21 protein-coding genes and 1 pseudogene are annotated in these 26,392 nt (G+C 44.9%); 8 read left to right on the top strand and 14 right to left on the bottom strand.

What is annotated here, in order from left to right; translation table 11 throughout:
• Window positions 1-13 precede the first annotated feature (13 nt).
• Window positions 14-703, bottom strand: a complete 690-nt coding sequence (lolD, locus tag HW45_RS21470) for a lipoprotein-releasing ABC transporter ATP-binding protein LolD (protein ID WP_038229573.1) — start codon at window positions 701-703, stop codon at window positions 14-16.
• On the bottom strand, window positions 696-1,904 hold the full coding sequence (gene lolC, locus HW45_RS21465; RefSeq protein ID WP_038229692.1) for a lipoprotein-releasing ABC transporter permease subunit LolC: 1,209 nt from the start codon (window positions 1,902-1,904) through the stop codon (window positions 696-698). The genes lolD and lolC overlap by 8 nt, the downstream gene beginning before the upstream one ends.
• A 174-nt stretch (window positions 1,905-2,078) precedes the next feature.
• Between lolC and HW45_RS21460 the strand changes: the two genes are divergently transcribed.
• From HW45_RS21460 to HW45_RS21445, 4 genes are all read left to right on the top strand, one after another.
• A complete protein-coding gene (locus tag HW45_RS21460) occupies window positions 2,079-2,648 on the top strand; it encodes a hypothetical protein (protein ID WP_038229570.1) in 570 nt (189 codons plus the stop codon).
• 5 nt (window positions 2,649-2,653) lie between these two features.
• Window positions 2,654-6,112, top strand: coding sequence for a transcription-repair coupling factor (gene mfd / locus HW45_RS21455; protein ID WP_038229568.1), 3,459 nt, complete (start codon window positions 2,654-2,656; stop codon window positions 6,110-6,112).
• A gap of 108 nt (window positions 6,113-6,220) precedes the next feature.
• A complete protein-coding gene (locus tag HW45_RS21450) occupies window positions 6,221-7,021 on the top strand; it encodes a peptidoglycan binding protein CsiV (protein ID WP_038229565.1) in 801 nt (266 codons plus the stop codon).
• A 58-nt stretch (window positions 7,022-7,079) separates the two neighbouring features.
• Window positions 7,080-7,625 (top strand): GNAT family N-acetyltransferase, encoded by a 546-nt coding sequence (locus HW45_RS21445; RefSeq protein ID WP_038229563.1) that lies wholly within the window; start codon window positions 7,080-7,082, stop codon window positions 7,623-7,625.
• A gap of 63 nt (window positions 7,626-7,688) precedes the next feature.
• Here the strand turns inward: HW45_RS21445 and HW45_RS21440 are convergent, their stop codons facing one another.
• The 8 genes from HW45_RS21440 to hinT all read right to left on the bottom strand — a co-directional run bounded on the left by HW45_RS21440 (window position 7,689) and on the right by hinT (window position 14,986).
• On the bottom strand, window positions 7,689-8,978 hold the full coding sequence (locus tag HW45_RS21440; protein WP_038229561.1) for an NAD(P)/FAD-dependent oxidoreductase: 1,290 nt from the start codon (window positions 8,976-8,978) through the stop codon (window positions 7,689-7,691).
• Window positions 8,979-9,374: 396 nt separating this feature from the next.
• Window positions 9,375-10,436, bottom strand: a complete 1,062-nt coding sequence (locus tag HW45_RS21435; RefSeq protein WP_038229559.1) for an Ig-like domain-containing protein — start codon at window positions 10,434-10,436, stop codon at window positions 9,375-9,377.
• A gap of 187 nt (window positions 10,437-10,623) precedes the next feature.
• Window positions 10,624-11,163 (bottom strand): alpha/beta hydrolase YcfP, encoded by a 540-nt coding sequence (gene ycfP / locus HW45_RS21430; protein WP_006072986.1) that lies wholly within the window; start codon window positions 11,161-11,163, stop codon window positions 10,624-10,626.
• Between the two features lie 115 nt (window positions 11,164-11,278).
• Window positions 11,279-12,121, bottom strand: a complete 843-nt coding sequence (locus HW45_RS21425; RefSeq protein ID WP_038229558.1) for a phosphotransferase — start codon at window positions 12,119-12,121, stop codon at window positions 11,279-11,281.
• A 10-nt stretch (window positions 12,122-12,131) separates the two neighbouring features.
• A complete protein-coding gene (gene lpoB, locus HW45_RS21420; RefSeq protein ID WP_006072984.1) occupies window positions 12,132-12,722 on the bottom strand; it encodes a penicillin-binding protein activator LpoB in 591 nt (196 codons plus the stop codon).
• A gap of 40 nt (window positions 12,723-12,762) precedes the next feature.
• Entirely contained in the window at window positions 12,763-13,155 is a 393-nt protein-coding gene (locus HW45_RS21415; protein ID WP_038229556.1) for a YcfL family protein, read from the bottom strand.
• Entirely contained in the window at window positions 13,155-14,558 is a 1,404-nt protein-coding gene (locus HW45_RS21410; protein WP_038229555.1) for a COG3014 family protein, read from the bottom strand. The genes HW45_RS21415 and HW45_RS21410 overlap by 1 nt, the downstream gene beginning before the upstream one ends.
• 77 nt (window positions 14,559-14,635) lie before the next feature.
• Window positions 14,636-14,986, bottom strand: a complete 351-nt coding sequence (hinT, locus tag HW45_RS21405; RefSeq protein WP_038229554.1) for a purine nucleoside phosphoramidase — start codon at window positions 14,984-14,986, stop codon at window positions 14,636-14,638.
• 417 nt (window positions 14,987-15,403) lie between these two features.
• On the opposite strand from hinT, the gene HW45_RS21400 reads away from it, so the two are divergent.
• Both HW45_RS21400 and HW45_RS21395 read left to right on the top strand, forming a co-directional pair.
• On the top strand, window positions 15,404-17,395 hold the full coding sequence (locus HW45_RS21400; protein WP_038229553.1) for a methyl-accepting chemotaxis protein: 1,992 nt from the start codon (window positions 15,404-15,406) through the stop codon (window positions 17,393-17,395).
• A 209-nt stretch (window positions 17,396-17,604) separates the two neighbouring features.
• Complete coding sequence (locus HW45_RS21395) at window positions 17,605-18,777, top strand: DUF1887 family protein (protein ID WP_006072978.1); 1,173 nt, start codon at window positions 17,605-17,607, stop codon at window positions 18,775-18,777.
• 58 nt (window positions 18,778-18,835) lie between these two features.
• Here the strand turns inward: HW45_RS21395 and HW45_RS21390 are convergent, their stop codons facing one another.
• Window positions 18,836-20,080: an MFS transporter gene (locus tag HW45_RS21390; protein WP_038229551.1), complete on the bottom strand. Its 1,245-nt coding sequence runs from the start codon at window positions 20,078-20,080 to the stop codon at window positions 18,836-18,838.
• Between the two features lie 364 nt (window positions 20,081-20,444).
• Between HW45_RS21390 and HW45_RS21385 the strand changes: the two genes are divergently transcribed.
• Window positions 20,445-21,326 carry a LysR family transcriptional regulator gene (locus HW45_RS21385; protein WP_006072976.1) on the top strand — a complete coding sequence of 294 codons (882 nt, stop codon included), beginning with the start codon at window positions 20,445-20,447 and terminating at the stop codon, window positions 21,324-21,326.
• A gap of 74 nt (window positions 21,327-21,400) precedes the next feature.
• On the opposite strand, the gene HW45_RS21380 is transcribed toward HW45_RS21385, so the two are convergent.
• The 3 genes from HW45_RS21380 to HW45_RS21370 all read right to left on the bottom strand — a co-directional run bounded on the left by HW45_RS21380 (window position 21,401) and on the right by HW45_RS21370 (window position 24,894).
• Complete coding sequence (locus HW45_RS21380; RefSeq protein ID WP_038229549.1) at window positions 21,401-22,777, bottom strand: aldehyde dehydrogenase; 1,377 nt, start codon at window positions 22,775-22,777, stop codon at window positions 21,401-21,403.
• A gap of 80 nt (window positions 22,778-22,857) precedes the next feature.
• On the bottom strand, window positions 22,858-23,922 hold the full coding sequence (gene buk / locus HW45_RS21375) for a butyrate kinase (protein WP_006072974.1): 1,065 nt from the start codon (window positions 23,920-23,922) through the stop codon (window positions 22,858-22,860).
• A gap of 36 nt (window positions 23,923-23,958) precedes the next feature.
• A complete protein-coding gene (locus HW45_RS21370; RefSeq protein ID WP_038229547.1) occupies window positions 23,959-24,894 on the bottom strand; it encodes a bifunctional enoyl-CoA hydratase/phosphate acetyltransferase in 936 nt (311 codons plus the stop codon).
• A gap of 683 nt (window positions 24,895-25,577) precedes the next feature.
• Here HW45_RS21370 and HW45_RS21365 point away from each other — a divergent pair.
• Window positions 25,578-26,392 (top strand): annotated as a pseudogene (locus HW45_RS21365) (diaminopimelate decarboxylase family protein); the annotation flags it as partial.

Here is a 26,392-nt window from a genome sequence, read left to right as displayed (position 1 = left end):
TTAGCTCCTTGAATTACGCAATTTTGGCATCGAGTAGCAGGCCGTCTTGCATATGCATCTGCCTATCCATTTTCGCGGCTAACTCATTATCATGAGTCACCACTAGAAAAGCGGTTCCGTATTCTTGGTTAAGTGTTCGCATCAAGTCATATATAGATAAAGCCGTCGTGTGGTCAAGGTTACCGGTCGGCTCGTCAGCCAACACCAACGCAGGCTTATTGACCAAGGCTCTAGCGATGGCAACTCGTTGGCGCTCTCCCCCCGAAAGCTCAGAAGGTCGGTGCTCTAAACGATGTTTTAGCCCCACTCGCTCAAGTAATGCACTCGCTTCGGCCTTCGCTAGTTTAGTTCCCATACCACCAATAAGTAACGGCATCGCCACGTTTTCTACCGCTGTAAAGTCACTGAGTAGATGATGGAACTGATATACGAACCCTAAGTGCTCATTACGAAGCTTGGCTTGTTGGTTGCTGCTTAAAGTCAGTAGAGGCTCACCAAGGAAAGTAACCTCCCCTTCCGTTGCCTCATCCAAAGCACCTAGTACGTGAAGTAGCGTTGATTTACCGGAGCCAGAAGAACCAATTATAGACACCAACTCACCTTTGGAGATCTCAAAACTCACGCCTTTAAGTACCTCGGTATCCACCGCCCCATCGTGATACGTTTTTCGGATGTTTTGACAGGCGATTAACGGACTACTCATATCTTAAAGCCTCTGCTGGTTTAACGGATGATGCTCGGAAAGAAGGAAACAATGTGGCTGCTAGACTCAGCAACACAGCACAAATAACAACGACAATAATTTGGCTAGGATTCACCACTATCGGTAACTGTCCGCCAAAGCTAAATAAAGCGACACCCATGACTTCCAGTAGGCTATTAAGGTTGTTTGCCAACAACACGCCAAGAATGCCACCAACAATGGCTCCGAGTGCGCCACTGCTGGCACCCTGAACCATAAAGATGGCGAGCACTTGACGATCAGTCATGCCTTGCGTTTTCAAAATGGCAACTTCTGATTGTTTCTCCATCACCACCATAATCAGTGCGGAAATAATATTGAACGCCGCTACGCCGATAATGAGCCCGAGCATCAGCCCCATCATATTCTTTTCCATTTTTACAGCTTGGAACAATTCGCCACGTTGATCACGCCAGTCACTCCATAACCAACCGTCCGGCAATGGCTGCTCACTTAAACTGGAGACCACAAACGGGTCATTGAAGAACAGTCTCCACCCACTCGCTTCATCGGCTTTGTAACGCATCAACTTGGCGGCATCTTTCAAATGAGTTACGACTAACTGACCATCCACATCAGAGCCGGTGCTATAAAGCCCAGCAACAGTGAACATTCGCTGACTTGGGATTCGACCAAGCGGCGTATACTGGCTAGCACTGGTAACCATTAGTCTTACTTTATCGCCAACGCGCACATCGAGCTCTCTGGCAAGCGTATGACCCAACAAAACCTGATACTTTCCTGCTTGCAAATTATCTAAGCTGCCACTTACCAGACGATAGCGAATCGGATCATCAGTTTCGGGCTCAATTCCAATCATAATGGCAGCAGACAATCCTTGATGGCTTTGAACCACAGCCTCACTGCGGACAATAGGGGCCGCTGGCTGACTAGTAGCAAAGCTATTAAGCAACGCATCTGGCTTGTCATTTAAGTCAACTCGACCTGAATCATGTGAAATAACCGCTTGAGGCAAAACGCCAAGAATTCGACCTTTCAGTTGAGCTTCAAATCCGTTCATTACTGAGAGAACAGTAACAAGCGACAAAACACCGATAGTGATTCCTGCGGTCGACATATAGGACACGAACCGACTAAAGCGATCGCCAGAGCGACCTCTTAGGTAACGTAATCCAATAAAAACGGGCAAAGGGTGAAACATAATAATGGCCATGGGACGAAATCTATGAGTAATGTAACCAGAAAACCCATTGGGTTGTAGCCCCGATTGTAAATTTCCTTTTAAATTACGTACTTTTGACCTTTCATTCGGTCATTTTCTTGATAACTCAGACATACACAGAGATAATTAATTCAAGTCGATTAGGAAAAATGTATGCAGCAGAACGAATTCTTCACCGTAAATGGACCTTTAAAAGCCAACATTGAGCCACTAGCACCTGGTAGTACTCTACCCGACCTAGACCAATACATTGCTGAAATTCCAGCTCCATTTATGGCATCGAGTGAATTTAGTCTACTCGATCAGCAAAATGATGCTGCAAAGCACGAACTGAATCAACATAACCTCAAGCACGTTGCCGAGTTAATTGAACAGCAAAACAGCAAGCTTAATTTGCTGCTTAATTATATTATTTCGCAACAAGATGACCCTGCACAACGCCATGTCACTCACAGTTTTGGCGCAGGTCAACTTACCTACATCGCTTCAGAAGCACCGAAAGTTGGTCAAATAGCCAAGGTGAAGCTTTTCCTAGATCACCCACCTGCTGGTATTTATTGTTATGCAGAAGTCACCGATATACAGAACTCCGAATCAGGCCAACTGGCTACGTTGAGTTTTGTACGAATCCTTGAAGAACACCAAGACCTACTAATTAAAGCTGCTTTGTACCAACAACAGAAATTGCTTCGACAGCGCTCGCTAGACAGAGACAACCAATAAATACTATGAGTAATTGTCAACTACTTCCTCTTAATGCACCAACGGGTGCCGGTGATAAAAAGTTTCTCGGTAACCTGATTGGTGGCGCATTAGCCCTTGCTATCAGCGAGCATGCTAACGCCTATACTGATCATACTTTACTGGTTGTGCCAGACCCACAGCTTGCTCTTAAACTTCAAGGTGAACTAGAACAGTTCTTTCCAGGAGAGGTTGCGCTATTTCCTGACTGGGAAACCTTGCCATACGATAATTTCTCGCCACATCAGGATATAATTTCAGATCGTATTGCACGGCTATACGCCCTACCGCAAAAGTCAAAAGGGATCACTATCGTCCCGGTAAGCACTTTGTTGCAAAGGCAAAGTCCTCGCGATTTCTTAATGCAACATACCTTGATGGTAAAAACTGGTGATTTGTTTTCACTGGATAAACTACGTCTACAGCTAGAAAACTCTGGCTACCGACATGTAGACCAAGTGTTTGGTCCCGGTGAATATGCAAGTAGGGGTTCAATTCTCGATCTCTTCCCCATGGGAAGCTCTGCGCCTTATCGCATTGATTTCTTTGACGATGAAATCGACACTATTCGCACCTTTGATCCGGAAAACCAACGTTCCATCGAAGATATTAGCGAGATTCGACTCCTCCCAGCTCATGAGTTTCCTACGACAAAAGACGCGATTGAAGAGTTTCGTGTTCGCTGGAGACAACAATTCGACGCAAGGCGCGAACCAGAGTCAGTCTACATGCAGGTAACAAAAGGCACTTGGCCAGCGGGTATAGAGTATTGGCAGCCTCTGTTCTTTGAGCATACTGAAACGCTATTTGATTACATCAGTCAAGACTCCCAAATTATTGCGGTGGGTGATATTGAGTCCGCCATAGATACCTTTTTGTCTGACGTGGAAACACGTTATGAGCAGCGAAAGGTCGACCCTTTGCGCCCACTGTTAGAACCGAGTGCGCTTTGGCTGCAAAAAGATGAGTTCTATTCACAGCTAAAAGCCTATCCACAATTGCTGTGCTCCGTTGATTCCGTGGATGAAAAAGCAGGACGCGTCAATGCTCCCGTCGAAGCACTTCCTGATTTAGCAGTACAGCATCAATTAAAAGAGCCGATGGTTCAAATCCGTCAGTTTACGGAGCAGTACGCTGGTAAAGTGATTTTCTCGGTGGAATCTGAGGGCCGTCGAGAGGCGCTACTCGAATTACTGCATCGCATAAAACTGAGGCCACAAGAGAAAGAACATTTTCTCGATGCGCTGAAGAGCGACGATAAGTTCACACTTGTTATTGGTCAATGTGAACATGGTTTTGCTTATCAACAGCAGTTCGCACTGATCTGCGAAAGTGACATGCTCGGCGATCGCGTTATTCAACGACGCAAGAAAGAAAAACGCTCGATTAATAGTGACACCGTCATTCGCAACCTTGCTGAGCTCAAACCAGGCCAGCCCGTTGTTCATATTGACCACGGTATTGGCCGCTACGTCGGCTTGCAAACACTCGAAGCCGGTGGCATGACGACAGAATACGTCACACTCGAATATCAGAACGACGCCAAGCTGTACGTCCCTGTCGCTTCACTGAACTTAATTGGACGCTACTCTGGTGGCGCGGAAGAATCGGCACCACTCAACAAATTAGGCAGTGAATCTTGGGCTAAAGCCCGTAGAAAAGCCGCTGAAAAAGTGCGTGATGTCGCGGCAGAGTTGCTCGATGTATACGCCAAGCGCGAGTTAAAACCTGGCTTTAAATTCAGCTTAGATCGTGACCAATATGCGACCTTTAAAGCTGGTTTCCCATTTGAAGAAACTGACGACCAAGCACAGGCCATCAATGCTGTCATGTCTGATATGTGTCAGCCTAAAGCCATGGATCGTTTGGTTTGTGGTGATGTTGGCTTCGGAAAAACAGAAGTCGCAATGCGCGCAGCATTTGTGGCAACCGACAACGGTAAACAAGTCGCAGTGCTGGTTCCTACCACACTGCTGGCACAGCAACATTTTGAGAACTTCCGCGATCGATTTGCCAACCTGCCTATCCGGGTTGAAGTCTTGTCGCGCTTTAAATCGGCCAAAGAGCAAAAAGCCATCCTACAAGACGTCGCCGATGGAAAAGTGGATATTGTCGTTGGCACCCACAAACTGCTCTCTAGTGACATTCGGTTTAAAGATCTTGGCCTACTCATCGTTGATGAAGAACATCGATTTGGTGTGAGGCAAAAAGAAAAAGTGAAAGCGATGCGTGCCGATGTCGACATTCTGACCTTAACAGCAACGCCTATTCCACGAACACTGAATATGGCCATGAGTGGCATGCGCGATCTTTCCATCATTGCTACACCGCCAGCGAGACGTCTTGCCATTAAGACCTTTGTGCGTCAAAGCGAAGACAGTGTTGTACGCGAAGCAATACTTCGTGAAATCATGCGTGGTGGTCAGGTCTATTTCCTTCACAATCAGGTTGAAACCATTGAAAAGGTCGCGGCAGACTTAGAAAAGTTAGTCCCCGAAGCACGCGTCACAGTTGCCCACGGCCAGATGCGTGAACGTGAACTAGAGCGAGTTATGAATGATTTCTATCATCAACGTTTTAATTTACTAGTATGTACGACCATCATTGAGACGGGCATCGACGTGCCAACCGCTAACACCATCATCATGGATCGTGCTGATAACCTTGGCTTAGCGCAGCTTCACCAACTTCGTGGACGTGTGGGTCGCTCACACCATCAGGCGTATGCTTATCTGCTGACTCCTCATCCAAAAGCCATGACAAAAGATGCAGTGAAGCGATTAGACGCTATCGCCTCGCTCGAAGATCTTGGGGCCGGCTTTACTCTAGCGACTCATGACCTTGAAATTCGTGGCGCTGGAGAGCTTTTAGGAGATGAACAGAGTGGCCAAATTCAGTCCGTTGGATTCTCACTCTATATGGAAATGTTAGAGCAAGCCGTGGAAGCGCTAAAAGAAGGCAAAGAGCCCTCTTTGGACGATCTACTTCGCGAACAAACGGAAGTGGAATTACGTATCCCCGCTTTGCTCCCTGATGACTATATTCCGGATATCAATACTCGTCTATCCATGTATAAACGAATCGCAAGCGTTGTAGATAACGAAGAACTCGACGAGCTAAAAGTGGAACTTATTGATCGATTTGGCCTGCTGCCAGATGCTGCCAAACACCTTCTTGCCGTCTCACAAATGAAGCTTCGTGGTAGAGCACTGAAAGTTAAAAAAGTAGAAGCCCATGATAAAGGTGGCTATATTGAATTTTATCCGGATGCTGACATTAACCCAGCCTTCTTGGTTAAACTACTTCAAGCGCAGCCAACGAAATTTGCGATGGAAGGGCCAACTAAGTTCAAGTTTATGGAAGCGCTAACCGATAGGCGTAAACGCTTAAGCTACCTCAATAATATGCTTGACGAGTTTGAGGCCAATCGACTTCCTAACGCATAATTGCTTACAGCTGCAACGATTTTTCACCGTGAAATGTTTCAGCAACATCCTGTATTAATTGATATAATGGGATTGCACTCAATGATAGTGGCAATCAATGGAGAAACAATGAAAAAACTGATCCCACTGCTACTCCTATTGGTTTCTATGCCAAGTTTGGCGCAGAGACAATTTGATATAGAAGTGATCGTTTTCAAACGTGCGGTAAACCCTGAAAAAGTAAACGAGTCTTGGCCAAACACCATGCCGCAAATAGACTTTAGCCGCGCTGGTTCAATGAACGATGCCAGTTATCGCGCGTCGAAAGGCGTTCAGATGCTGCCTTACTCTTCATACCAATTGAATGATGAAGCGGCAAAACTAAAAAATCATGCAGGCTATACGGTGCTCATGCACAAAGCATGGCGCCAAGGCGATAACGGTAGAGGCTCTGCTCCAATTTTCCATATTCGTGCAGGGAAAGATTACTCAGCTGGTTTTAATGCCGATGGAACAGAGAAGGGCAGCAACAGCAACACCACAAGCCCGGTTGATGGCGTAACGGAAGTGGCCATAGATAAACCGTTGTACGAGCTTGACGGTAAACTACAGATATACGTGCAGCATTATTTGTATGCTGAAGCCCAACTAGACCTTCGCTCGCCAAGCACAAAAGAGGTGATTGTTACTGATTCAGTCACGGCAACAGAACCGATGGAGCCGTCTGTTGACAATTCTGTAGCGACAGGGACTGCAGATAGTAACGTCATTGCTGGCAACTTACAGGCCATAGAGCCTCAACGTGAAGTTCAAACCTTTCTCAAGGACTATCGATTTGAGCAGAAACGTCGCATGAGAAGTAGTGAAACGCACTACCTAGACCATCCGTTAATGGGCATGATCATCCAAGTTCGAAGAGTACAGAACTAATCCAGAAAGGGCCTAAAATAAGGCCCTTTTTTCAATTCCTGTTCCATTCCAAGGCATTATGAATACACATTACACTATCTACACAAAAAGATTATGCCTTCGACTATTGAATCTTAACGATGCCGAGCAACTGACAGTCGCAATCCAAGAATCTCCCTCATTGCATCAATGGATAGATTGGTGTCATAAAGACTTTACTCAACATGAAGCGATGGATTTCATTGGCGCGACTCGAGTTAACTGGGTGAAAGCCGTGGCATTTGGCTTTGCATTGTTTGACCGAAAAACCGAACAGTTTCTAGGTATGGTGGCGCTCAATGAGTTTTATCATACCTTCAACATGGGAAGCCTCGGCTATTGGCTAAGAGACGATGCTCAAAAGCAGGGCTATGCCTTGGAAGCGCTCGATGCGTTGGTGGAATTCAGTTTTGCCAATTTATTACTCACCCGACTAGAAATTGTTTGCGACCCAGACAATACCGCTAGCCATAGGCTTGCTGAACGTATCGGAGCAACCTACGAATGTTTAGCGCAGAATCGCTTTATTTTTGATGGTAAACCAAAAGCTGGACTGGTCTATTCCCTCATTCCCCCTACCCGATGAACCAGTGGCTCTGAGATAAAAAAAGAGGCGCTTTTCAGCGCCTCTCTCTGTAATCACTAGGTATTAGTGCAATTTCAAGTTTGGTCTCAATACACGGTTAATACGACCAACCAACATCATTAATCCGGTCTTTAACACGCCATGTAACGCCATTTGGTGCATACGATAAAGCGAAATATAAACCACACGAGCGATTCGGCCTTCTACCATCATAGAGCCCTTGGTTAGGTTACCCATTAAACTACCTACCGTTGAGAATCGACTCAATGATACTAAGGAGCCGTGATCATTGTATACGTAAGGCTTTAATTCTCTGTCTGTCAGTTTAGCAACAATGTTACTAAACGCACGACTCGCCATTTGGTGCGCAGCTTGAGCACGTGGTGGCGCAAATTTACCATCAGCTTGGGTACACTGAGCCAAGTCACCGATAACGAAAATATCGTCATCACGCGTGGTTTGCAGCGTGTCTTTTACTACTAACTGGTTGATACGGTTAGTTTCCAAACCGGCAATATCTTTCATAAAGTCTGGCGCTTTGATTCCTGCCGCCCAAACCATTATTTGTGCCGGGATTTTTTCGCCATCTTTAGTAGTTAAGCCATCTTTGTCCGCTTGAGTCACCATAGTGGCAGTGCGAACAGTTACACCCAGTTTTGTCAGTTCAGAATGCGCTGCGCTTGAAATACGTGGAGGAAGCGCTGGAAGAATGCGCTCACCCGCTTCAATTAAGTTTACGTTCAGCTTACTCGAATCCAGGTCACCGAAACCATAAGTACGAAGCTCTTTGACCGCGTTATGCAGTTCAGCAGACAGCTCTACACCTGTTGCACCAGCACCAACGATCGCAATATCGACAGTACCGTGACCATTTTTCGCATGCAGTTTTAGGAACTCATTGTTCATCTCTGTACGGAAACGGTGTGCCTGTTCTGGGCTATCTAAGAAGATGCAGTTCTCACGAACACCAGGAGTATTGAAGTCGTTTGATGTTGAGCCAATCGCAAGCACTAAGATGTCATAAGCGATCTCACGGCTCGGCATCAATAGCTCATCGTGCTCGTCTCTCAATTCACTTAGCGTAATGCTTTTTCGCTCACGATCAATCTCTTTCAGACTGCCCATTTGAAAATCAAAATGATGATTTTTCGCGTGGGCACGATAGCTTAGCGCATCAACCCCTTCGTCCAATGAGCCGGTCGCTACTTCGTGTAGAAGTGGCTTCCATAAATGGCTTGCTTTACGATCAACAAGCGTAATATTGGCGCGCCCTTTACGTCCAAGTGTTCGGCCTAATTTGGTCGCAAGCTCAAGTCCGCCTGCGCCACCACCAACAACGACAATATTAGTCACAATGGCTCTCCTAAAAAGTGAAATTTGAAAGTTAGAAAATGGTCTTACATCCCGCCCAAAGTCGAAATGCTTAAAATTTGGTCATTATGCGCAAGTATGGACTCCAAGTGGCAGCCCCTAGCGCGGTACAATCATGGTTTCACTTCACAAATTTGTTCAAAATCGTCTTTGTTTGAACATCTTAGGGCAAGTTCTCTTCTTGCTCTCAACTTTTTTTGATATTTATCAAATAATGTAGAGTGGTTTTATTATATAGGGCAAATCAATGTCCGCAACTATTCAATGGAATTATTTTTGTTAAGTGAATTAAATGGCCATTTGTTAGTCGATAGTTCCATCACTAAAAACGGCTCCTCAAGGGAGCCGTTTTTAACTTCATAATATCAAGGTCAATACCTAGGGCGTTACCGTCACTAACGCATCACCTGTGACATTTTCAAATGATGCAGTGATGGTAGCGGTACCTGCCGAAATACCACTTACATATTGCTTGGAAGGGTATGCCACATTCATGTCTGAGCTGCTCCAAGAGACATATTTGGCGTAGTTCTCAACACGACCATCAGAGAAAGTGACATTAACAGTTACCTCAACAGTATCACCAGTAGCAACCGTGATATTTTGTGGCACAATTTCTACCTTTGTCGTTGTGGCAGGGTAGGTTTGCGTTTCAACAAAATCTGTCATGCCTTGGTATGACATCGTAATCGTCGCGCGCCCTCCTTCATAGACACCTTGCGCCAAACCCGCCTTGGCATTTCCGGATTCAATCGTCGCGGCAGTGGTATCGCTGCTCGACCACTCAGCATCTAAGGTAACATCTTTGCTCGACCCACCTTGATAGTATGCAATAGCATGGTATTGGAATGGTGTTCCCGAATAAAGGATATCCTGTCTTGGTTCTATTGCGACTTGTGCTAGAACTAGAGGAGCAACCGTGGTAGTTACCTCATCCTCAACCCCATCAAACTCAGCTTTGATCTGCGCGCTGCCTGCGGATAACGCTTCACCACTACCTCCTAATTCCCCTGTGGTGACCACTTGAATCAAAGTAGGGTCACTAGAAGACCACGTCGCTTTTGAAGTTACATCTTCATCAGGCAAGCCTTGATGATATTTAGCAATCGCCTTATATCGTCCTGCAGTTCCTTCTGGAACTGTCTCATTGTCCGGCGTAACGACTAGCTGCCTGATATATGTGTCAACAACACTAACCTGACCTGCTCCTTCGATGTTTTGATAGATCGCATACACTTCACTGTTACCCGCAAATTTTCCTTCTATCAACCCCGTCGTATTCACGGCAAGTTTATCTCTCTGTTGCGCCCGCCAATCACTTAACGCTGTTACATCTTTAAATGAAACCTTATTAGTATTAACGTCTTTGTATATTGCATAAGCATTAAGTTGCTTTGTATCCCCTACTTTGACCGTAGAATCGGCAGGCTCAACGTTCACGCCTAAGTAGGTCAGGCTACTGAAGAGTGTGAGAATGACCTTGTAAGAGTAACCAACCTAAATTAACTGGGCGTACCATAATAAAATCTTAATGTTGTGTGAAAGTTGTTACCGTATTGAACAAAAAAAGCAGCGAAATCCGCTGCTTTTGTAAAAAGTAGTACACGCCACTCGGACGTTTCTTACATTACGATTCTTTAAACGCCTTCATTGTTTGAAGGTGCTGAGAGATCTTTTTGAATTTATGTGTTTGAGTTTCATCCCACACTACATCGTAATAATCTTTAAGGGCATCCGCCGTTTTTTGGTTATCGTGAATTTCGTCTTCTTTGGACAAAATGACCATACAACGACCCGCATTTTTACTGCGGAACTTTTCAACACACTTAGTGGCAATGTCTTCATATTCTTCTGGCCGATCAATACGACCTTGCATATTTACTTCAGGGTGCAAATTGGGGTTGAAGATAACTTGTTTAATGCCACATAAGAAGCCTATGCGCTCTGACCAGTAGCCTCCCAGACCTACACCGCAAATAATCGGCGCTTCATCTTTTGACTCTTGAACCAGCTTGTTCACTTCTTTAAGAAGGTGCTGCATATCATGCTTGGGGTGAAGTGTGCTGTAGTTGACGAAACGAACGTCTTCGTCAATGAATTGCAACTGAAGCACTTTTTCATGGTTGCCTGGGCTTGTTGAATCGAAGCCGTGAAGATAAATAATCATAGTACCTCTCAATCCGTCCTTATTGGTACGCTTTCGTTAAATCTACCACGAAAGCCCTAGTTTCATAGGGGGTAAGATGATTTTTCAGAAAAGATAACGTTAAACAGTGATCCCCTCAACATAATCGTAGATAAATAGCCTCAGCTTCGACTAAAAAACCATCATCTTGCCACACCTGCGCTGCAAGTAGATACCAGAGCATAGCCATCATCTGCGAGTGTCTTTGCCAAATCTCCACATCCTTTTGCCAAGATCTACTATCTATCGTGGGCTGGTGCTGTTTGTAGAGTTCAATTCCTGTAACGACATCCATTTGAAGCATATCCAAGGTCATTGTTAGGTCCAGAACGGGACTGGCAATTGCAGCATATTCCCAGTCAATTACCGCAAGGCCCGTTTCAATCTGCACTAAGTTATGAATGCCAAAATCAAAATGACAAAGCGCTTGTTGCGCACAGCTTAATTTTGGTAGCGTTCGAAGGCTTTCGTAAATCGGACGAAAGCGCCGCTTTAGAACAGAATCGTCAAGCTGAGACCAGTAATGATCCACTTTTTCTTGGTAATCAAAACGTCGCACCTGACTGATAGGTTGAATGGTATGGATATTCGCAAGAAGCGCGATAACCTTTGAATGATCGTCTAACTGACTAACAGGAATACCATTACACCAACTGAGCGCGATACCCTTTGGGCCGCGAGCAATTACTTTGTTAGTAGGGAGGTGTCCGGCAATCGAGTTCAAAACCTCAGCTTCATTGTCGCGACTGATATCAAATGACTGACATAGCGATGAGTTGGCACGCCAAATCACCCAACCATGAGATGGAGTCAATACACGCCACGCCCGATTTGTCAGGCCGCCAGATAACGGAAGTGCCCCTAAGGGCACTTCGTTTAACAAGGAAGATAATCCAGCCAAATCTGGTGATTGCTGGACCGCATCAATCCAATTAAGCATTGAGCGCTTGTTATAGACCTAGTACTGAACGAGACTCTTGCTTACGAATTTCAGTTTCGTCAGCCCACTCAATCAGACCCGTTTCTAGATCCATAAGACGCATTGTCATTTTGTAGTATACGTCTTTATCGCTGCCCGCTTCTTTAACGATACTACTTAGGTTACCGTAAAGCATATATTGCGCACCAACCATTTTACCGAATTGGATAGCTGTGCTTTGGTTCACTAGCTCATCATTGTTTTGGAAGTTAAGCTGTTCACGTACAGACTCAACACGATCCATATCTACGAAACGGAACTTACCAGAGTTCAGCATTTTGGTGCTGATGCTGTCAGTGATAGACTCGGTATCAATGTGCTCCGTTGTTTTGTTCTTGATACGTTCAACAAATACAATTGGGCGACTGTCGCGCGTGATTGCCGCAACTGAACCAGACATCAGCATGCTATCAACCATATCACCAGCGATCTTCTGTAGGTCAGTTGAACCGAAGTCGATTGTTGTCGTTTCAGTAGCTTGCGCGTCGCCGTAACTTACTTTATTTGAACAGCCACCGAGAATGACAGCCAAACCCAACAAAGCAATAATACTTTTTTTCATTTTGTTTCCTTAGTGTTACTTACTTTCCAACGGGTGGAAATTACTCATCCGCTCCGCGCAATTGCACACGGAATTCTTTACCATTCGGATTTACAGACACCTCAGACAGGGTAATAGTTTCATCACCGCGTAAGATGGCTCTTTTCCAAGGGGCTTGTTTGGTATTTACTTCAAGTCCTTGCGCATCATACCAATAGAATCGATATTGGATGATTTGGTCCGTAGATGTCGTGTTAGACAATCGCACCACGCCTCTCGCATGACCATTGGTATCAATGGTCGAAATATCATCAATAGAGAATTTTTTACCCATTTGTGCGTCGCCATAAAGCACAGCCTGAGTTTGGCCTTCGATTTTGATCCCTGAGGTTTTACTTGCAGCACAGCCAAACAACGTCAACAGCACACCAATACTCACTAACCATTTTTTCATTACATTCTTCCTAATTGTTTATGCCAAATGGTGGCATTGCCGCCCTGGCGCGACACCCAAACCAAAGTGGTCTGTCTATCTCTCACATCAAAAGTATAGTCTTGACCATCTAACGTCATTTTGTGGCTGCCCGCTTTAACGATTTGACTTGCACCGTTCACAACACCCGGTAATGTTTGCCAACTTCGAGTATCAGGCTGTTCCGTCAAAGTGTTCCACACGTTGAAGATAAGGTTACCGACATCATCGTCTTTCGCCGTACTCTTACGAATTTGGTCTTTGGCATAAACGCGCAGTGCTTGTCGCAACAAGATGGTCGGCATATTCTCGGTAAGCTGCTGCTGCGCCATTAAATTAGTATCCACTAATTCATCCGACTTCAGGGGCTTACCATCCAATATAATATTCGAAAATTTAGGCGTCACCGCTGGAACATAATACGGCAGTGCCACAGTATACAACGCAGTATTACCTTGGCTGTCATAAACAGGCAAAGTCAGATTCCAAGATTGCATGGCGCTCACAACCCCCTGCTCTTCGAGCAAGATGACACGACCTTCACCAGCTTTAACACCTGGTCGATCACCATATTGCTTTTTAAGCTTCGTAAGATCTTGATTACGACTTGAGCGTTTAGCCACACGAATTACCGCGTCGATAACGGCTTCATTATCTGGTGCAACAGCAAGTGCGCGAGTGTAGTCAATATAGGCCCCATTGAGGTCATTTGAAGCTTCATACATCAAGCCTGACAAAAACAACAAATAGCCATTTTGGATCGCTTTCAGTTGATTTCCCGCATCAGGATAACGCGACAACACCGACCCTAGATTAGGTGATAACCCCTTCTGCTTCATTTCAGCTTCAGCAGAACGTAAGTCTTTCTCTCGCGCTTGGCGAGCACGCTGTTGAACTTGGTTTGCTCGACGCACCTCAACCAGAGCACCCTCTAGGTCGTTTTTTTGAATATAGTTGAGCCCTAGATACAGGTGTAAATAACCGAGTTCATAATCTGGCGGTACATACTCAGTAATATTGTCATTGACCGCTAAAGCACCAACACTAGTCGCAGTATCAGTAATAGAAATAAGTGCCTTATCTTGCTGGACTCTAACGGCCTTATCACTGACTTCAAGTGCTGACTTACTTTGCGGATAGGATTGGTTTAAGAACTCGACCCTGCCGCGTTCAAAATTATCTAAGATATCACCCGCAACGACATCTTCAGCTTGAGGCAATGCAGCCTGCGCTTTTTCATATTGGCCAGTTTTTACCGCTTGATACACCACCGTATTTTGTTGGGTATAGTGGCTAAACAGATTACCTGCACTTAGTCCCGCACAAGCGGTAAGTGAAGCAGCAAGAACGACGATGAATGCGTGTTTGACGCTACGTATTAACATATGTTTTGAAGAGAATAGATACCTTTTGTGAGGCTTTGACAATTACGTTAGTACTAAGTTGCCAAAGCCTCTCGAAATTAGCTCATCAACAATGGGCCAAGCGGGCGACCACCAACGAGATGCATGTGAATATGGTACACCTCTTGACCGCCGTGAGAATTACAGTTGACGATCAAACGATAGCCATCCTCTGCGATACCTTCATCATGAGCGATTTTCCTTGCAACGGTGAACATTCGTCCCATCATCGCTTCATCATCAGCTTCAACTTCATTAACAGTGGGAATCAGTTTGTTTGGAATGATCAATACGTGGCTTGGAGCACGCGGATTGATATCACGAAATGCGGTAACAAGATCGTCTTGATACAACACATCGGCAGGAATTTCTTTACGAATAATTTTGCTAAAAATGGTTTCTTCAGCCATGAAGTTCTCCAATTACCAAACCAATAATACTGACACAGGATCGCCAGCACATACATACTTTAGAAGTATGCACTAAGGTCTATAGAATCACAATTTAAAGCAAAGCCAACATAGCTTGTTGTTTTCATTATTGTTCGATTCTCAACCTATATCTCGCTAGAAGTACTTTTTTTAGATAACACTTCACGCCAAAACCTTGGCTTTTATTACATTTTTGACGAGTGCGTCATAAAACGTAGCACGACAAGTCATATATATTTCAGTTTTTGTTATTTGTAACGATAAAGAGACAAAAGCGCCAAACCTCAATTCCGACCTGATGTTACGAGTGGACGGATAGTGCAAGGTTTAGCGCAAAGCGTCCAGTTAAATTTTGTATGATTTTTGTATTGCTGCAACATTACTAGGGAGAGATATATGCAGGGTTCCGTTATACGGAGGATGTACGCTGGGTTCACGCTCATCGTCATTCTTTTTGTTATCACCATTATGATTATGCTCAGTGGCATGAACCAAATTCATCAGTATTTTGGCTCTGTTTCTAAGTCCTCTCTCCCACTAGTTTCTCTTTCGAATCAAACCAGTGTGCAATTGTTGTCTGCGGACAAATCCTTCAAAGATTTCCTCACTACGCAGAACGAAGAAAGAATGACTATCCGTCGCGAAGAGTTTTCCGCTTCAATGGAAGAGTTTGGTCGTGACTTAGAACAACTCGCTAGCGCTAGTGCCGGTTTCCCCGAACTAGAAAACCGAATTGGCGAACTGCGTGAGGTTCAAGCTCGCTATAGCGAAGAAGCTCAAGAAGCAATGGATAACTATCAATCCATGTTCTCAGCTCAAGAACAGGTTCAACTCTCCACACGACGATTCCAAAAACTCCACTCAGACCTCTCTGTTGGCATGAAAGAGTATGTAGATGACGCTTCGAGTATTTCTGTCAAAGTGATGGCAAAAAGTTACTTTATCAAACTAAAAGACGCCGAACTCATCACTTCAGATGCACTAGCCAGTAGCGATACCGTCTTCGTTCAAGAAGCCGTTAATAAAAACCGCAAAGCCGTCACTCACCTCAACTACGCTTACCGCGGCTTAGTTACACAAATGCCAGAGTTGAAGAAAGTGTTTGAGAGCTCTGTGGAACAATTTACCAAAGATGTCGGCCAGAAAGGCGGCGTGTTAGATCAACATAATAATTATTTGATCGCCAGAGCTGCTCTGTATCAAAACATCGAAAATCTAGCTCTGGAAGTAGACGGCGCGATGGCGACCCTTAACGGCTTCACCGAAACTGCGACAGCCAATCTAAACCAATCTCTTGAACAAGCTGGCACTATCTATGACGAAGGCGTAATAAAAGCCATTGGTATCGGTGTGGTCGTTGTCTTAATTGCAGTCGGTATTGGTTACCACATTGCGCAAAGTGTACGTCAACCACTAAACAGCACACTCAAAACACTAGAAAGCTTAACCGAAGGCGACATGACGCAGCGCATTGAAGTGAAATACAACAATGAGTTCCGCCGTCTAGGCAACCACATTAATACGCTTGCAGACAGCCTGCACAACGTGTTGGTCAAACTGAATGATGCATCGGACAACCTAACAGATACTGCAAGCAACAACCAAAGCACGTCTTTGAGTGCGCAAAGCCAACTTAGTGCGCAGCGTGAGCAAACCGCTAACGTCGCGACGGCAATGACCGAAATGTCTCATTCAGTACAGGAAGTGGCAAACAGTGCGCAAAACTCGTTAGAGAAGGTACATCAAGTCGAATCAGCCTCTGAATCTGGTCGTCAGATCATGAGTACCAATATCAGTACCATCAATCAGTTGGAGCTTCGTCTTAATGAATCGGTTGAAGCGGTTGGCGAACTTCAGAAGATGAGCAGCCAAATTGGCAGCATATTAGATGTCATTCGCAACATCGCTGAGCAAACCAACCTACTCGCCCTCAATGCCGCTATTGAAGCAGCACGTGCAGGTGAGCAAGGACGTGGGTTTGCAGTGGTGGCAGACGAAGTTCGCGTACTGGCTCAGAAGACCACTGAATCTACCACTGAAATCGAAACCATGATCAGTAACTTACAAACCAGCTCTAAAAGTGCAGGACAAGTCATTGAAAGCTGTATGAAGGATATGGAACTGTCGGTTGAGCAAGCCTCTACCGCTAATGGAGCCATGGAAGAGATACAAGCGTTGATCATTGAAATCAGCCAAATGAGCACGCATATTTCTCAAGCCGCAGGCGAACAAAGTGAAACTACCGTAGATATCGCTAAAAACATCGAGGAAATCAATCATATTGCCGATGAAAGCTATCAAGCTATGTCGCAAATTGCGGCAACAAGTGAAAGCTTAACTAGCCTAGCTAATCAGCAAAGTGAACTAGTACACCGCTTCAAACTTTAGTTTTCGTGTAAGAAACGCGTAAATTCTCCCCCTAAGAGCAGGTTTCGTTGAGACCTGCTCTTGTTTTTTACAAGTAACGGCATTATATCTGAATTATGGCTTGCTTCACTTTTCCATGACCTTTGATTTTGAAAGCCCAAGTTTCGATATCAATGACGAATGTCATGCTCTCATTTTCTTCAGCAAGCCAATAGTTGAAGGAAACTATAATGGCCGTTCACGTAGGCATAATTGATCAAGATCCCATTCGTTTGGTAACTCCTTTACTGGATGACCGAACCGTTAGTCGTCACATCATCTTTATTGGTGACGAATCCCAATTTGAAATGTATGAGCGTTTGAGCTCAGTATTGGCGGAGCGCGACATTACTGCAGAATTTTATGAAATTCCCAATATCGTCAATACGTCTGTTATCAAACAATCCATTCTCGGTTTAGCTAAGCAACTTAAAGAAAAGAATGTCGAAGTTAAATTGAATGCCAGTTGCGGCTTAAGACATCGACTGCTTTCTGTCTATGAAGTATTCCGTACCTTCCATTGGCCAATCTTCGTTGTTGAACCGAACAGCGATAAGATGTGCTGGTTATACCCGGAAGGCGCAACCGATGCGCAAGTACAAGATCATATCACCATCGGTGATTACCTAACGATTTTTGGTGCTCGTGGCGAATTTACTGACTACGATCTTCCCCCACAGCTTGACAGAAAACTTTATGAGCTGGGTGAAAAGTGGGCGAGTAACGCACTGGAATTAGGTCCGGGTCTAGCGACGCTAAACTACTTGGCAACCACATGCCGAAAAGAACAGAAACTCGATGTTGAGCTTTCCGAAAAACAACAAGGTTATCGCGAACTCAATATGCTACTTAGCGATTTGGTAGAATCTGAAATAGCGACATATGACAACGGCATTTTGACCTTTATCAGTGAAGACGCACGTCGCTTTTCCAATGGGGAATGGTTAGAGAACCTAGTTCATAGCACAGTCAAACAAATCCAAGACGACTTACCGACCATTCAAGATCGTTCTTTGAATGTTCAAGTATACCGTCAGCTTGGTGAGCGAGAAGTTCGCAACGAACTGGATGTCGCATCCGTCGTAAACAATAAATTGCACATTATTGAATGTAAGACCAAAGGCATGCGCGACGATGGTGACGACACTCTATACAAACTGGAATCGCTGCGTGACTTGTTAGGTGGCCTGCAAGCCCGTGCCATGTTGGTCAGTTTTAGGCCACTACGTCACAACGATATTACTCGTGCAGAAGATCTTGGCTTAGCACTTATTGGACCGGATGAGTTGAAGGATCTAAAACTGCATCTAACCAAATGGTTTAAAGGTGCCGGCGGTATCGATGAGAAAGCTCACCTTTCTTAAGCAGATAGAAACAGAAAAAGCTTGGCCATCGCCAAGCTTTTTTACTTTGATTTTGCGTTTACGCTGCAGCTTGTTGCTGCTTATGCTTTACCGACGCTTTGTGTTTCGCGCCAACAATGACAATACATACATATGCAGCAATCGTCAGGGCTAAAATAGAAAATGGCAACGCTGCCCAACCAAACCCATCTACAGCAACACCACTGATAACGCTACCAGCAGCAAAACCTAATGAGATGAAGAACATCATTAAGCCTTGAGTCAGACCACCACCTACTACGGTCAAGCGAGCAGCAATCGCTGGTGAAATCATATCGGTGATAGTGATACCTTGCAGATAGATTAGGAACAAGCCTAGGGTAATAATGTAGTGCACACTCATTCCGGCTTCAGCTATCACGTAAAGCAAACCAATCACGACGATAGACGCAATCGCTGACACTTTGAATAAGCTAAGATTGCCGTAGCGTGCCACAAAGCGCTCAGCCGCGATTAAGATAAACAGACCTACAACTGACGCCACCGAGAGATTCGCAGCTGATAGAGATTGCGCGACACCGTAAGCGTTTTCTAGTAGGTTCGGATATTGAGCCTGAAATGCCCCTTGTCCAGCACATAGCAAACCAACGGCCAGTAGGAACAAACCGAAGTTTGAGAATAGTGATTTTGCTAGACCAACGTCTTCTTTACCATCGACATCCGCTTCGGCACTCGCCTCAGCGTTATCCAGTACTCGTTGAGCTGCTGTTTTATTGGTAAACATGGTTATAACGAACAGTACAGCAACAATGGCCATCATAACGCCAAAACGTTGTTCGTAAGACCACCCTAAATCAGTGATATATGCCAAGGCTACACCAGATAGTAAAGCACCAATAATAAGGGTTTGAGCCATACGACCAAGCTTCATCGCTTCAGTTTTTGTATCGTAGCCCGCAAACGTAATAAAAACTGGGTTTAGCATAAGAAGAATAGCTGAGCCTACACCGAAACATGCAGCACCCACCAACATCAATGGAAAGCTTTCACCCGCGACGACAAAACTTGCCCCTGCAAGCAGATAACAGATCATACCGAAAAGCTGCGCATGTCGATGCGCTTTATACTTATCAGCTAGGCCCCCAATAATTGGAGCTGCAAGACCCGCCATACCAAATACAGCCATTGCCAGACCCGCTTGAGTCGCACTACCAGTGCGAGCAAGAATAAAGGAAGGCATTAACATAGGAATAAACACGATTTGCACAATGCCATATGCAAAGTGCGCCGCAAACCAGCCCTCTAAGCCAAGTTTTTTCAACATGATCACAGACCTCAATAGATCATTACCCTTAGTGTTGTGGGTAACAAATTAAACCACAGCAAAAAGATCCGTTTTCTACTGAGCGAATAGCCAGCCCACGCCAAATCTAGGTAAATTATCAACTGAGTAAACACTCTGTTTGACCCGTTGTTAACCATAAAAATACTGGGCTTATTTATAGTGATGATAATATCAGCCTACCTACAAAGTCGTAATAGCCCAAAGCCTCCAGTGTTAAGCCCACACTTCTCTCAGCGTCAAGTTTGTTATACTCTAATCATGCTGACAGAAAGAATAGTTGTCATCTACCCAGTCGTGTTGGGTATATACTTTGCCGCTAATTATTAAGGTAGGAGTTTGCCTTATGAATCTCACCAAACTTAGAGTGTTTGCGTTAACTGCAGAGCATGGTTCATTGACCAAAGTTGCTAATATTATGGGTAAAACGCGCACCTCACTAAGTATGGCGCTATCCAGTTTAGAAGATGAATTGGGTGTAGAACTGTTTGAACGGACTCGTAATCGTCTGGTATTAAATGACGCGGGAAGTGCTTTACTGCCCGATTGTCGAAACATCCTCAATATGGCAGAAAGTCTGTACTCAAAAGCCGAGCAGTTTCGACAAGGTGACAGTGACAAAATACGCATCGCCTATGACGACACACTACCGTCTTCATTCTGGCGAAAACAACTTGTTGCTTTGTCTGATGAATTTCCACATGTCTCCCTGACCGTAATCAAAGCCTCCAGTGCCGATATCCCGACACTCGTTCGCGAAAATCACGTAGATCTTGGCTATGGTTTGGTCTTTAGCTCAGGCGATGATCCTCAAGTTAAGGTTCGTGCTCTGCATCGTATTCGAATGATGGCGGTATGTTCCCCTAAGCATGAGTTGGCTAAACTCACCAACGTAACCAGTACCGACATCAGTGCCCACCGGCAAATCGTGCTTTCTCACCTGTTTGAAGAGATTCATCAAGACTTTCGCCCCATTTCGAGTAGCACAATGAGCTTTTCTAATTACCAAGAAGTATTGGATGCGGTTATCGATAATTTGGGTTGGGCGATCATTCCTGAGACATTGGTAAAACAAGAGTTACGCCAAGAACATTTAGTGGTCGTGAAGCATCCGAACGGCATGTATTTTGAGAGCTTTGGCGAGATGTCACGCCCGAACGATCATGCGGTAGAAACAAGACAAGCACTGATCGATGGCATCGAAGAAGGTATCTACGACTTGTTTTAACGATCCGCTTTCATAAACGAGAAAAGCCGAAGCAAATGCTTCGGCTTTTTCGTTTCTCGATTGGGGTAAATCGATTAAACGATGCGCAGACCGCCTTGAGCGATTGCGAAACGACGTGCACGAGTGAACGAGTACGCGTTTGTAATACCTTCACCAGTTGGACCAGCGATTGTGAACGTTGAAGTACCTTCAGCGTTGTAACCTACACCAGATAGTGTTGGACCGTTGTGTGCGAAGATAGTTGTGTTGATAGCACGACCGAACTTAGTTACGTTCTCGATGTTGCCAGAGTAGATACATGCAGAGTGCTTGTTACCACGCTCAGCTGCAACAGCGCGCTCGATAGCTTCGTCGATGTTCGCACAACGAACAACTGGAAGTACTGGCATCATTTGCTCTACGTGTACTAGTGGGTGATCGTTCTCAACAACCATAACCGCTAGACGAGTCTCAGACTCAACGCCGATAGACTTAAGGATCTCACCAGCATCTTGACCAACGTGTTGCTTAACTGGATGCCATACGCGAGCAATTTCTTGTGCAGTACATGGCTTAGCACCGTCGATTTCATCCATAGTTAGGATTTGTGCAGTTAGCTTCTCAGCTTCTTCTGCAGAAAGAACGTAAGCACCTGTTGCTTCTAGCTTAGCTAGGAACTCGTCAGCTACTGAATCTTCAACGAAGACTTCTTTCTCACCGATACATAGTAGGTTGTTATCGAAAGATGCACCGCCGTAAACGCCTGCCGCAGCTAGGTCTAGGTTAGCAGAAGCATCAACGATTACAGGTGGGTTACCTGCGCCAGCGCCTACACCTTTTTTACCAGATTGTAGGATTGCTTTCACTAGACCTGGGCCACCAGTACCAACTAGCATGTTTACTAGTGGAGATTTAGCGATTTCGTTAAGAGTTTCTAGCGTAGGCTCTTTAACCATAGTAACTAGGTTAGCTGGGCCGCCTGCTTCAACGATAGTCTTGTTGATCATGTCGATCATTACCGCAGAAACAACTTTTGAAGATGGGTGAACATTGAACGTTACCGCGTTACCAGACGCTAGCATAGAGATAGCGTTGTTAACGATAGTTTCAGTTGGGTTAGTTACAGGAGTAACAGCACCGATAACACCGTATGGTGCACGCTCTTCTAGAGAGATACCGTTGTCACCAGACCATACTTTAGTTTCTAGAACTTCAGTGCCCGGAGTCTTAGCAGCAGTTAGCTGGTGCTTAGCGATCTTGTCTTCAACACGACCTAGTTTAGTTTCTTCACGAACCATTTTCGCGAAGTCTTCAGCTTTAGCTAGAACCGCACCACGGATAGCAGTAAGGATAGCTTCACGGCCTTCTTTGGTAGAGTTAGCGTAGAATTCAACTTGAGCTTTGTGAGTTGCTTCGATTGCTGCTTCAACAGTTTCGAATACACCTTGTGCGTTATTGATATCGAATGACATTTTAATTACCTTCTGTAAAGTATTCAGTGGCGAGCCACTTCTACAGAGCAGGTTGATGACCTGCCCTAATCTTTAATTCATTAAGCGTATGTTTTCGCCGCTTCTTCGCCATTAGCCACACGCAGTGTGCCTAGTACAAGTGCTTCTAGTTCAACTTCACCTGGGAACTTAGTTACCGGAGCAATGAACTCAACGCGCTTAGTGATTTCAGCTGTGATGTATTTGCTGTAAGCGATACCACCTGTTAGCAGGATTCCATCAACTTTCTCACCACCGAATACCGCGCCCATTGCCGCGATTTGCTTAGACACTTGGTAAGCCATTGCATCAGTGACTAGTTTGAACTCAGCGTCTCCTGCTTCCGCTTTCTCTTCGATTTCACGCATATCAATGCTACCTGTGTAGCTAAAGGCGCCGCCTTTACCTTGGATGAATGCTTTCATCTCAGCATGCGTGTACTCACCGCTGAAGCAGATGTCAATTAGCTCACGAGTTGGCAGATCACCAGAGCGCTCAGGAGTGAAAGGGCCTTCAGAAACCGCGTCGTTTACGTCAACAGTACGACCGCCCATGTGAGCACCAACTGTGATACCGCCACCCATGTGACACACGATAACGTTCACGTCTTCGTATTTCTTACCTTGCTGTTCAGCAAACTGACGAGCGATCGCTTTCTGGTTAAGCGCATGGAAACGACCTTTGCGTTTAATGGCTTTGTGACCAGAGAAAGCAGCTAGCTCAGATAACTCATAAGTCACTGGTGCGTCAGTGAAGAACGCTTCAATACCGTTCTCGTCTGCAATCTCTTTACCGATGATGCCTGCGAGGCTTGCTGGGTGTTGAATTTGTGCTTCAAGAAGATCAGCGATGACTGCATCGTCAACTTTGTAAGTACCACCAGCGATTGGCTTAAGAACACCTCCACGACATGCAATAGCACCTAGTTCAGACGCTTTAACACCAGCTTCTTCTAGTGCCGCTAGGATCGCTTCTTTACGGAATGCTTTCTGGTGAGCAACAACCGCGCCAAACGGTGCCAACTCTTCAGCACTGTGACGTAGTGTTTTCTCGAACAGCTCAGTAGTGCCTTCGAAAACACCGATTTTTGTGGAGGTAGAGCCAGGGTTGATAGCTAGAATTTTCATCACTTATAAACCTAATTTAGTTATTGCTATTTATGATTAAGCAGACGCTTCTGCGGCTGTTTTCTGTTGGCTCATTGCAGCAACAGAACAAGCAAGCGCGATAGAGACTGTCTTCTCTGCTTCGCCGTCAGCGCGAGACACAAGAACAACAGGAATACGAGCACCAAGTAGAACACCCGCCATGCTAAAGCCAGCCATGTACTGAAGTGCTTTCGCAAACACGTTGCCTACTTCGATGTTTGGAACCATTAGGATATCGGCGTTGCCCGCTACTGGAGACTCATAACCTTTTAGGTTTGCAGCGTACTGAGATACCGCGATATCTAGAGAGATAGGACCAGAAACGATACAACCTTCGATTTCACCGTTTTGGTTCATTTTTTGAAGCTCTGCCGCGTCCATCGTCGCTGGCATCTTGTCGTATGGCTTCTCTTTCGCACATAGATTAGCGACTTTAGGCTCTTCGATACCTACAGAGTGCGCTAGGCTTACAGCGTTTTTGATGATGCCCGCTTTTTGCTCAAGCGTAGGCATGATGTTCATCGCTGCGTCAGTAAATACGTGGAAGCTGTCGCCACCTTCTTTGAATAGAACGCCAGCATGGCTAAGTACATTACCAGTACGAAGGCCGTGCTCTTTCTTTAGGACTTCTTTAAGTAGAACAGAAGTGTCAATAAGACCCTTCATTAGTAGGTCGCCTTTACCTTCTGCAATAGCTGAAACTGATGCGGTTGCAATTGCTTCAAGACCATCGGCTTCGATGATCTCAAAGTTGGCTAGGTCAACTTTTGCTTTCGCCGCTGCTTCGTTAATTAACGCGCGCTCACCAACAAGAATGACGTCTGCCATGCCTTCTTGGAATGCATTGTTTGCTGCATCAAGCGTTGCATCATCGTGCGCTGCCGCAACAACCATACGTTGTTTCTTGCCGAATTTTTTAGCTTGCTGAATAAAGAAATCTTTATTGTACATAGGGGCGATACCTTTTAATTAAGAAGAAGGAAACAACCTTCTTTTTATCTTCGATAAATATTCATCAAAGGGAGTAATCAATTATTGTGGAGCAATAAATTGAGACTATTTTTAACCCTTTCAAAGGATGGAATTAATCTATCTCAGGTATCGTCGAAATAAACTTCACTCAGAGTCAGGTTTTTTGACCGTTTTACGGTAACAATGATTTGACGATGAATAATTGAAGCAATGAAGTATCAACCAGGGCTATAACTGGCGATCTTCATCACAAAAACAACTTATATTTTCGCGTAGAAAAATAGACTTTTTACTGTCCTAGCCTTAGGTAACACTACAAAGTAACCGAGTAATTTACTTTATGGCGAATAGGTAACAATTACTGGTTATTGCCTTTATTAGTGGAATTTATGGATTGTCACGCTCTAATAACCACTTCAACACCAAAGTCAGAAAGCCATATTCATTCATCAGAGGAATGATTTTGCTTCCTGATGCAAGTTGTTATTTTTCGCTAGCGTAAGTTTTTTTGACGCTGAGTGATGTGCTTGGGGACAACGTCCAAGAATATACTCAACAGCAACAAATCAATACCGCATTCGAGCCTTTGTAGAGTCCAAAACTCAGTAAATAAATCGAATGTAACTTCATGATAATCATTGACTAAATAGTAAGGGTCGAAGATGACAATTCAAAGCCGCTTAGAAGAAAGTGTAAACAACCTTAGCGTTGTTCTTGAAGAACAAAAACAACTACTTGCAGAACACAAAGCTAACCAAAACTACGCTGAACGTCTAAACAACCTATTGACTCCAACTGACGAGTTAACCACACAGGGCGACGATCTATTGATTGGTGGTTGTAAAGCGACTGACCTTATTGAACAATATGGCAGCCCGCTATTCGTTCTAAGCGAAGACACTCTGCGTGGTAACTTACGCCGTGTGAAAAACGCCTTCGGGAACTACTGGCCAAAACCAGTAAACGTTATGTTTGCTATCAAATCGAACACAAACTTTGCGGTTCGCGCTATCTGTAATGAGGAAGGTGTTGGTGGCGACTGTTTCGGTCCAGGTGAAGTTGAAGCAACTCACATTGCGGGCGCTGATCCAAAAACTATCGCACTAAACGGTACAGTGAAACCTGAGCTTGCCATCCGCAAAGCCATTGAATACGGCTACGCTATTCACCTAGATTCTTACGAAGAGATCGAGATTGTTGAGCGTATCGCTCGTGAAGTGAAACCTGCTGAGAAAGTACGTATCGCGGTACGCCTAAAAGTCATCCCTGAAGATTTCTTCAACGACTTCGAACCAGACGCCTACCCGTTCCCTAACTTTATCGGTGCGATGAAGTGGATTAAATTCGGTCTACTTAAAGAAGAAGCGAAAAAAATCATCAACCGCGTTAAAGAAATCGATATCTTCAAATTCTACGGCTTCCATACTCACCTAGGTCGCTTCTCTAAGCAGCCTGAAGGTTGGGATGCGCTATACCG

The sequence above is a fragment of the Vibrio sp. ER1A genome (assembly GCF_000733315.1).
GTDB classification, from domain to species: Bacteria; Pseudomonadota; Gammaproteobacteria; order Enterobacterales; family Vibrionaceae; genus Vibrio; species Vibrio mediterranei.
This window is presented reverse-complemented; position numbering and strand designations above follow the sequence as displayed.

Excerpts from the sequence above, each read along its gene's own strand:
- HW45_RS21380 (WP_038229549.1), bottom strand. The coding sequence starts at position 22,777 with ATGTCATTCGATATCAATAACGCACAAGGTGTATTCGAAACTGTTGAA.
- HW45_RS21370 (WP_038229547.1), bottom strand. The coding sequence starts at position 24,894 with ATGTACAATAAAGATTTCTTTATTCAGCAAGCTAAAAAATTCGGCAAG.
- HW45_RS21415 (WP_038229556.1), bottom strand. The coding sequence starts at position 13,155 with ATGAAAAAATGGTTAGTGAGTATTGGTGTGCTGTTGACGTTGTTTGGC.
- HW45_RS21385 (WP_006072976.1), top strand. The coding sequence starts at position 20,445 with ATGAATCTCACCAAACTTAGAGTGTTTGCGTTAACTGCAGAGCATGGT.
- HW45_RS21400 (WP_038229553.1), top strand. The coding sequence starts at position 15,404 with ATGCAGGGTTCCGTTATACGGAGGATGTACGCTGGGTTCACGCTCATC.
- lolC (WP_038229692.1), bottom strand. The coding sequence starts at position 1,904 with ATGTTTCACCCTTTGCCCGTTTTTATTGGATTACGTTACCTAAGAGGT.
- HW45_RS21395 (WP_006072978.1), top strand. The coding sequence starts at position 17,605 with ATGGCCGTTCACGTAGGCATAATTGATCAAGATCCCATTCGTTTGGTA.
- lolD (WP_038229573.1), bottom strand. The coding sequence starts at position 703 with ATGAGTAGTCCGTTAATCGCCTGTCAAAACATCCGAAAAACGTATCAC.
- buk (WP_006072974.1), bottom strand. The coding sequence starts at position 23,922 with ATGAAAATTCTAGCTATCAACCCTGGCTCTACCTCCACAAAAATCGGT.
- HW45_RS21445 (WP_038229563.1), top strand. The coding sequence starts at position 7,080 with ATGAATACACATTACACTATCTACACAAAAAGATTATGCCTTCGACTA.
- HW45_RS21450 (WP_038229565.1), top strand. The coding sequence starts at position 6,221 with ATGAAAAAACTGATCCCACTGCTACTCCTATTGGTTTCTATGCCAAGT.
- hinT (WP_038229554.1), bottom strand. The coding sequence starts at position 14,986 with ATGGCTGAAGAAACCATTTTTAGCAAAATTATTCGTAAAGAAATTCCT.
- HW45_RS21460 (WP_038229570.1), top strand. The coding sequence starts at position 2,079 with ATGCAGCAGAACGAATTCTTCACCGTAAATGGACCTTTAAAAGCCAAC.
- lpoB (WP_006072984.1), bottom strand. The coding sequence starts at position 12,722 with ATGAAAAAAAGTATTATTGCTTTGTTGGGTTTGGCTGTCATTCTCGGT.
- mfd (WP_038229568.1), top strand. The coding sequence starts at position 2,654 with ATGAGTAATTGTCAACTACTTCCTCTTAATGCACCAACGGGTGCCGGT.
- HW45_RS21410 (WP_038229555.1), bottom strand. The coding sequence starts at position 14,558 with ATGTTAATACGTAGCGTCAAACACGCATTCATCGTCGTTCTTGCTGCT.
- HW45_RS21425 (WP_038229558.1), bottom strand. The coding sequence starts at position 12,121 with ATGCTTAATTGGATTGATGCGGTCCAGCAATCACCAGATTTGGCTGGA.
- HW45_RS21390 (WP_038229551.1), bottom strand. The coding sequence starts at position 20,080 with ATGTTGAAAAAACTTGGCTTAGAGGGCTGGTTTGCGGCGCACTTTGCA.
- ycfP (WP_006072986.1), bottom strand. The coding sequence starts at position 11,163 with ATGATTATTTATCTTCACGGCTTCGATTCAACAAGCCCAGGCAACCAT.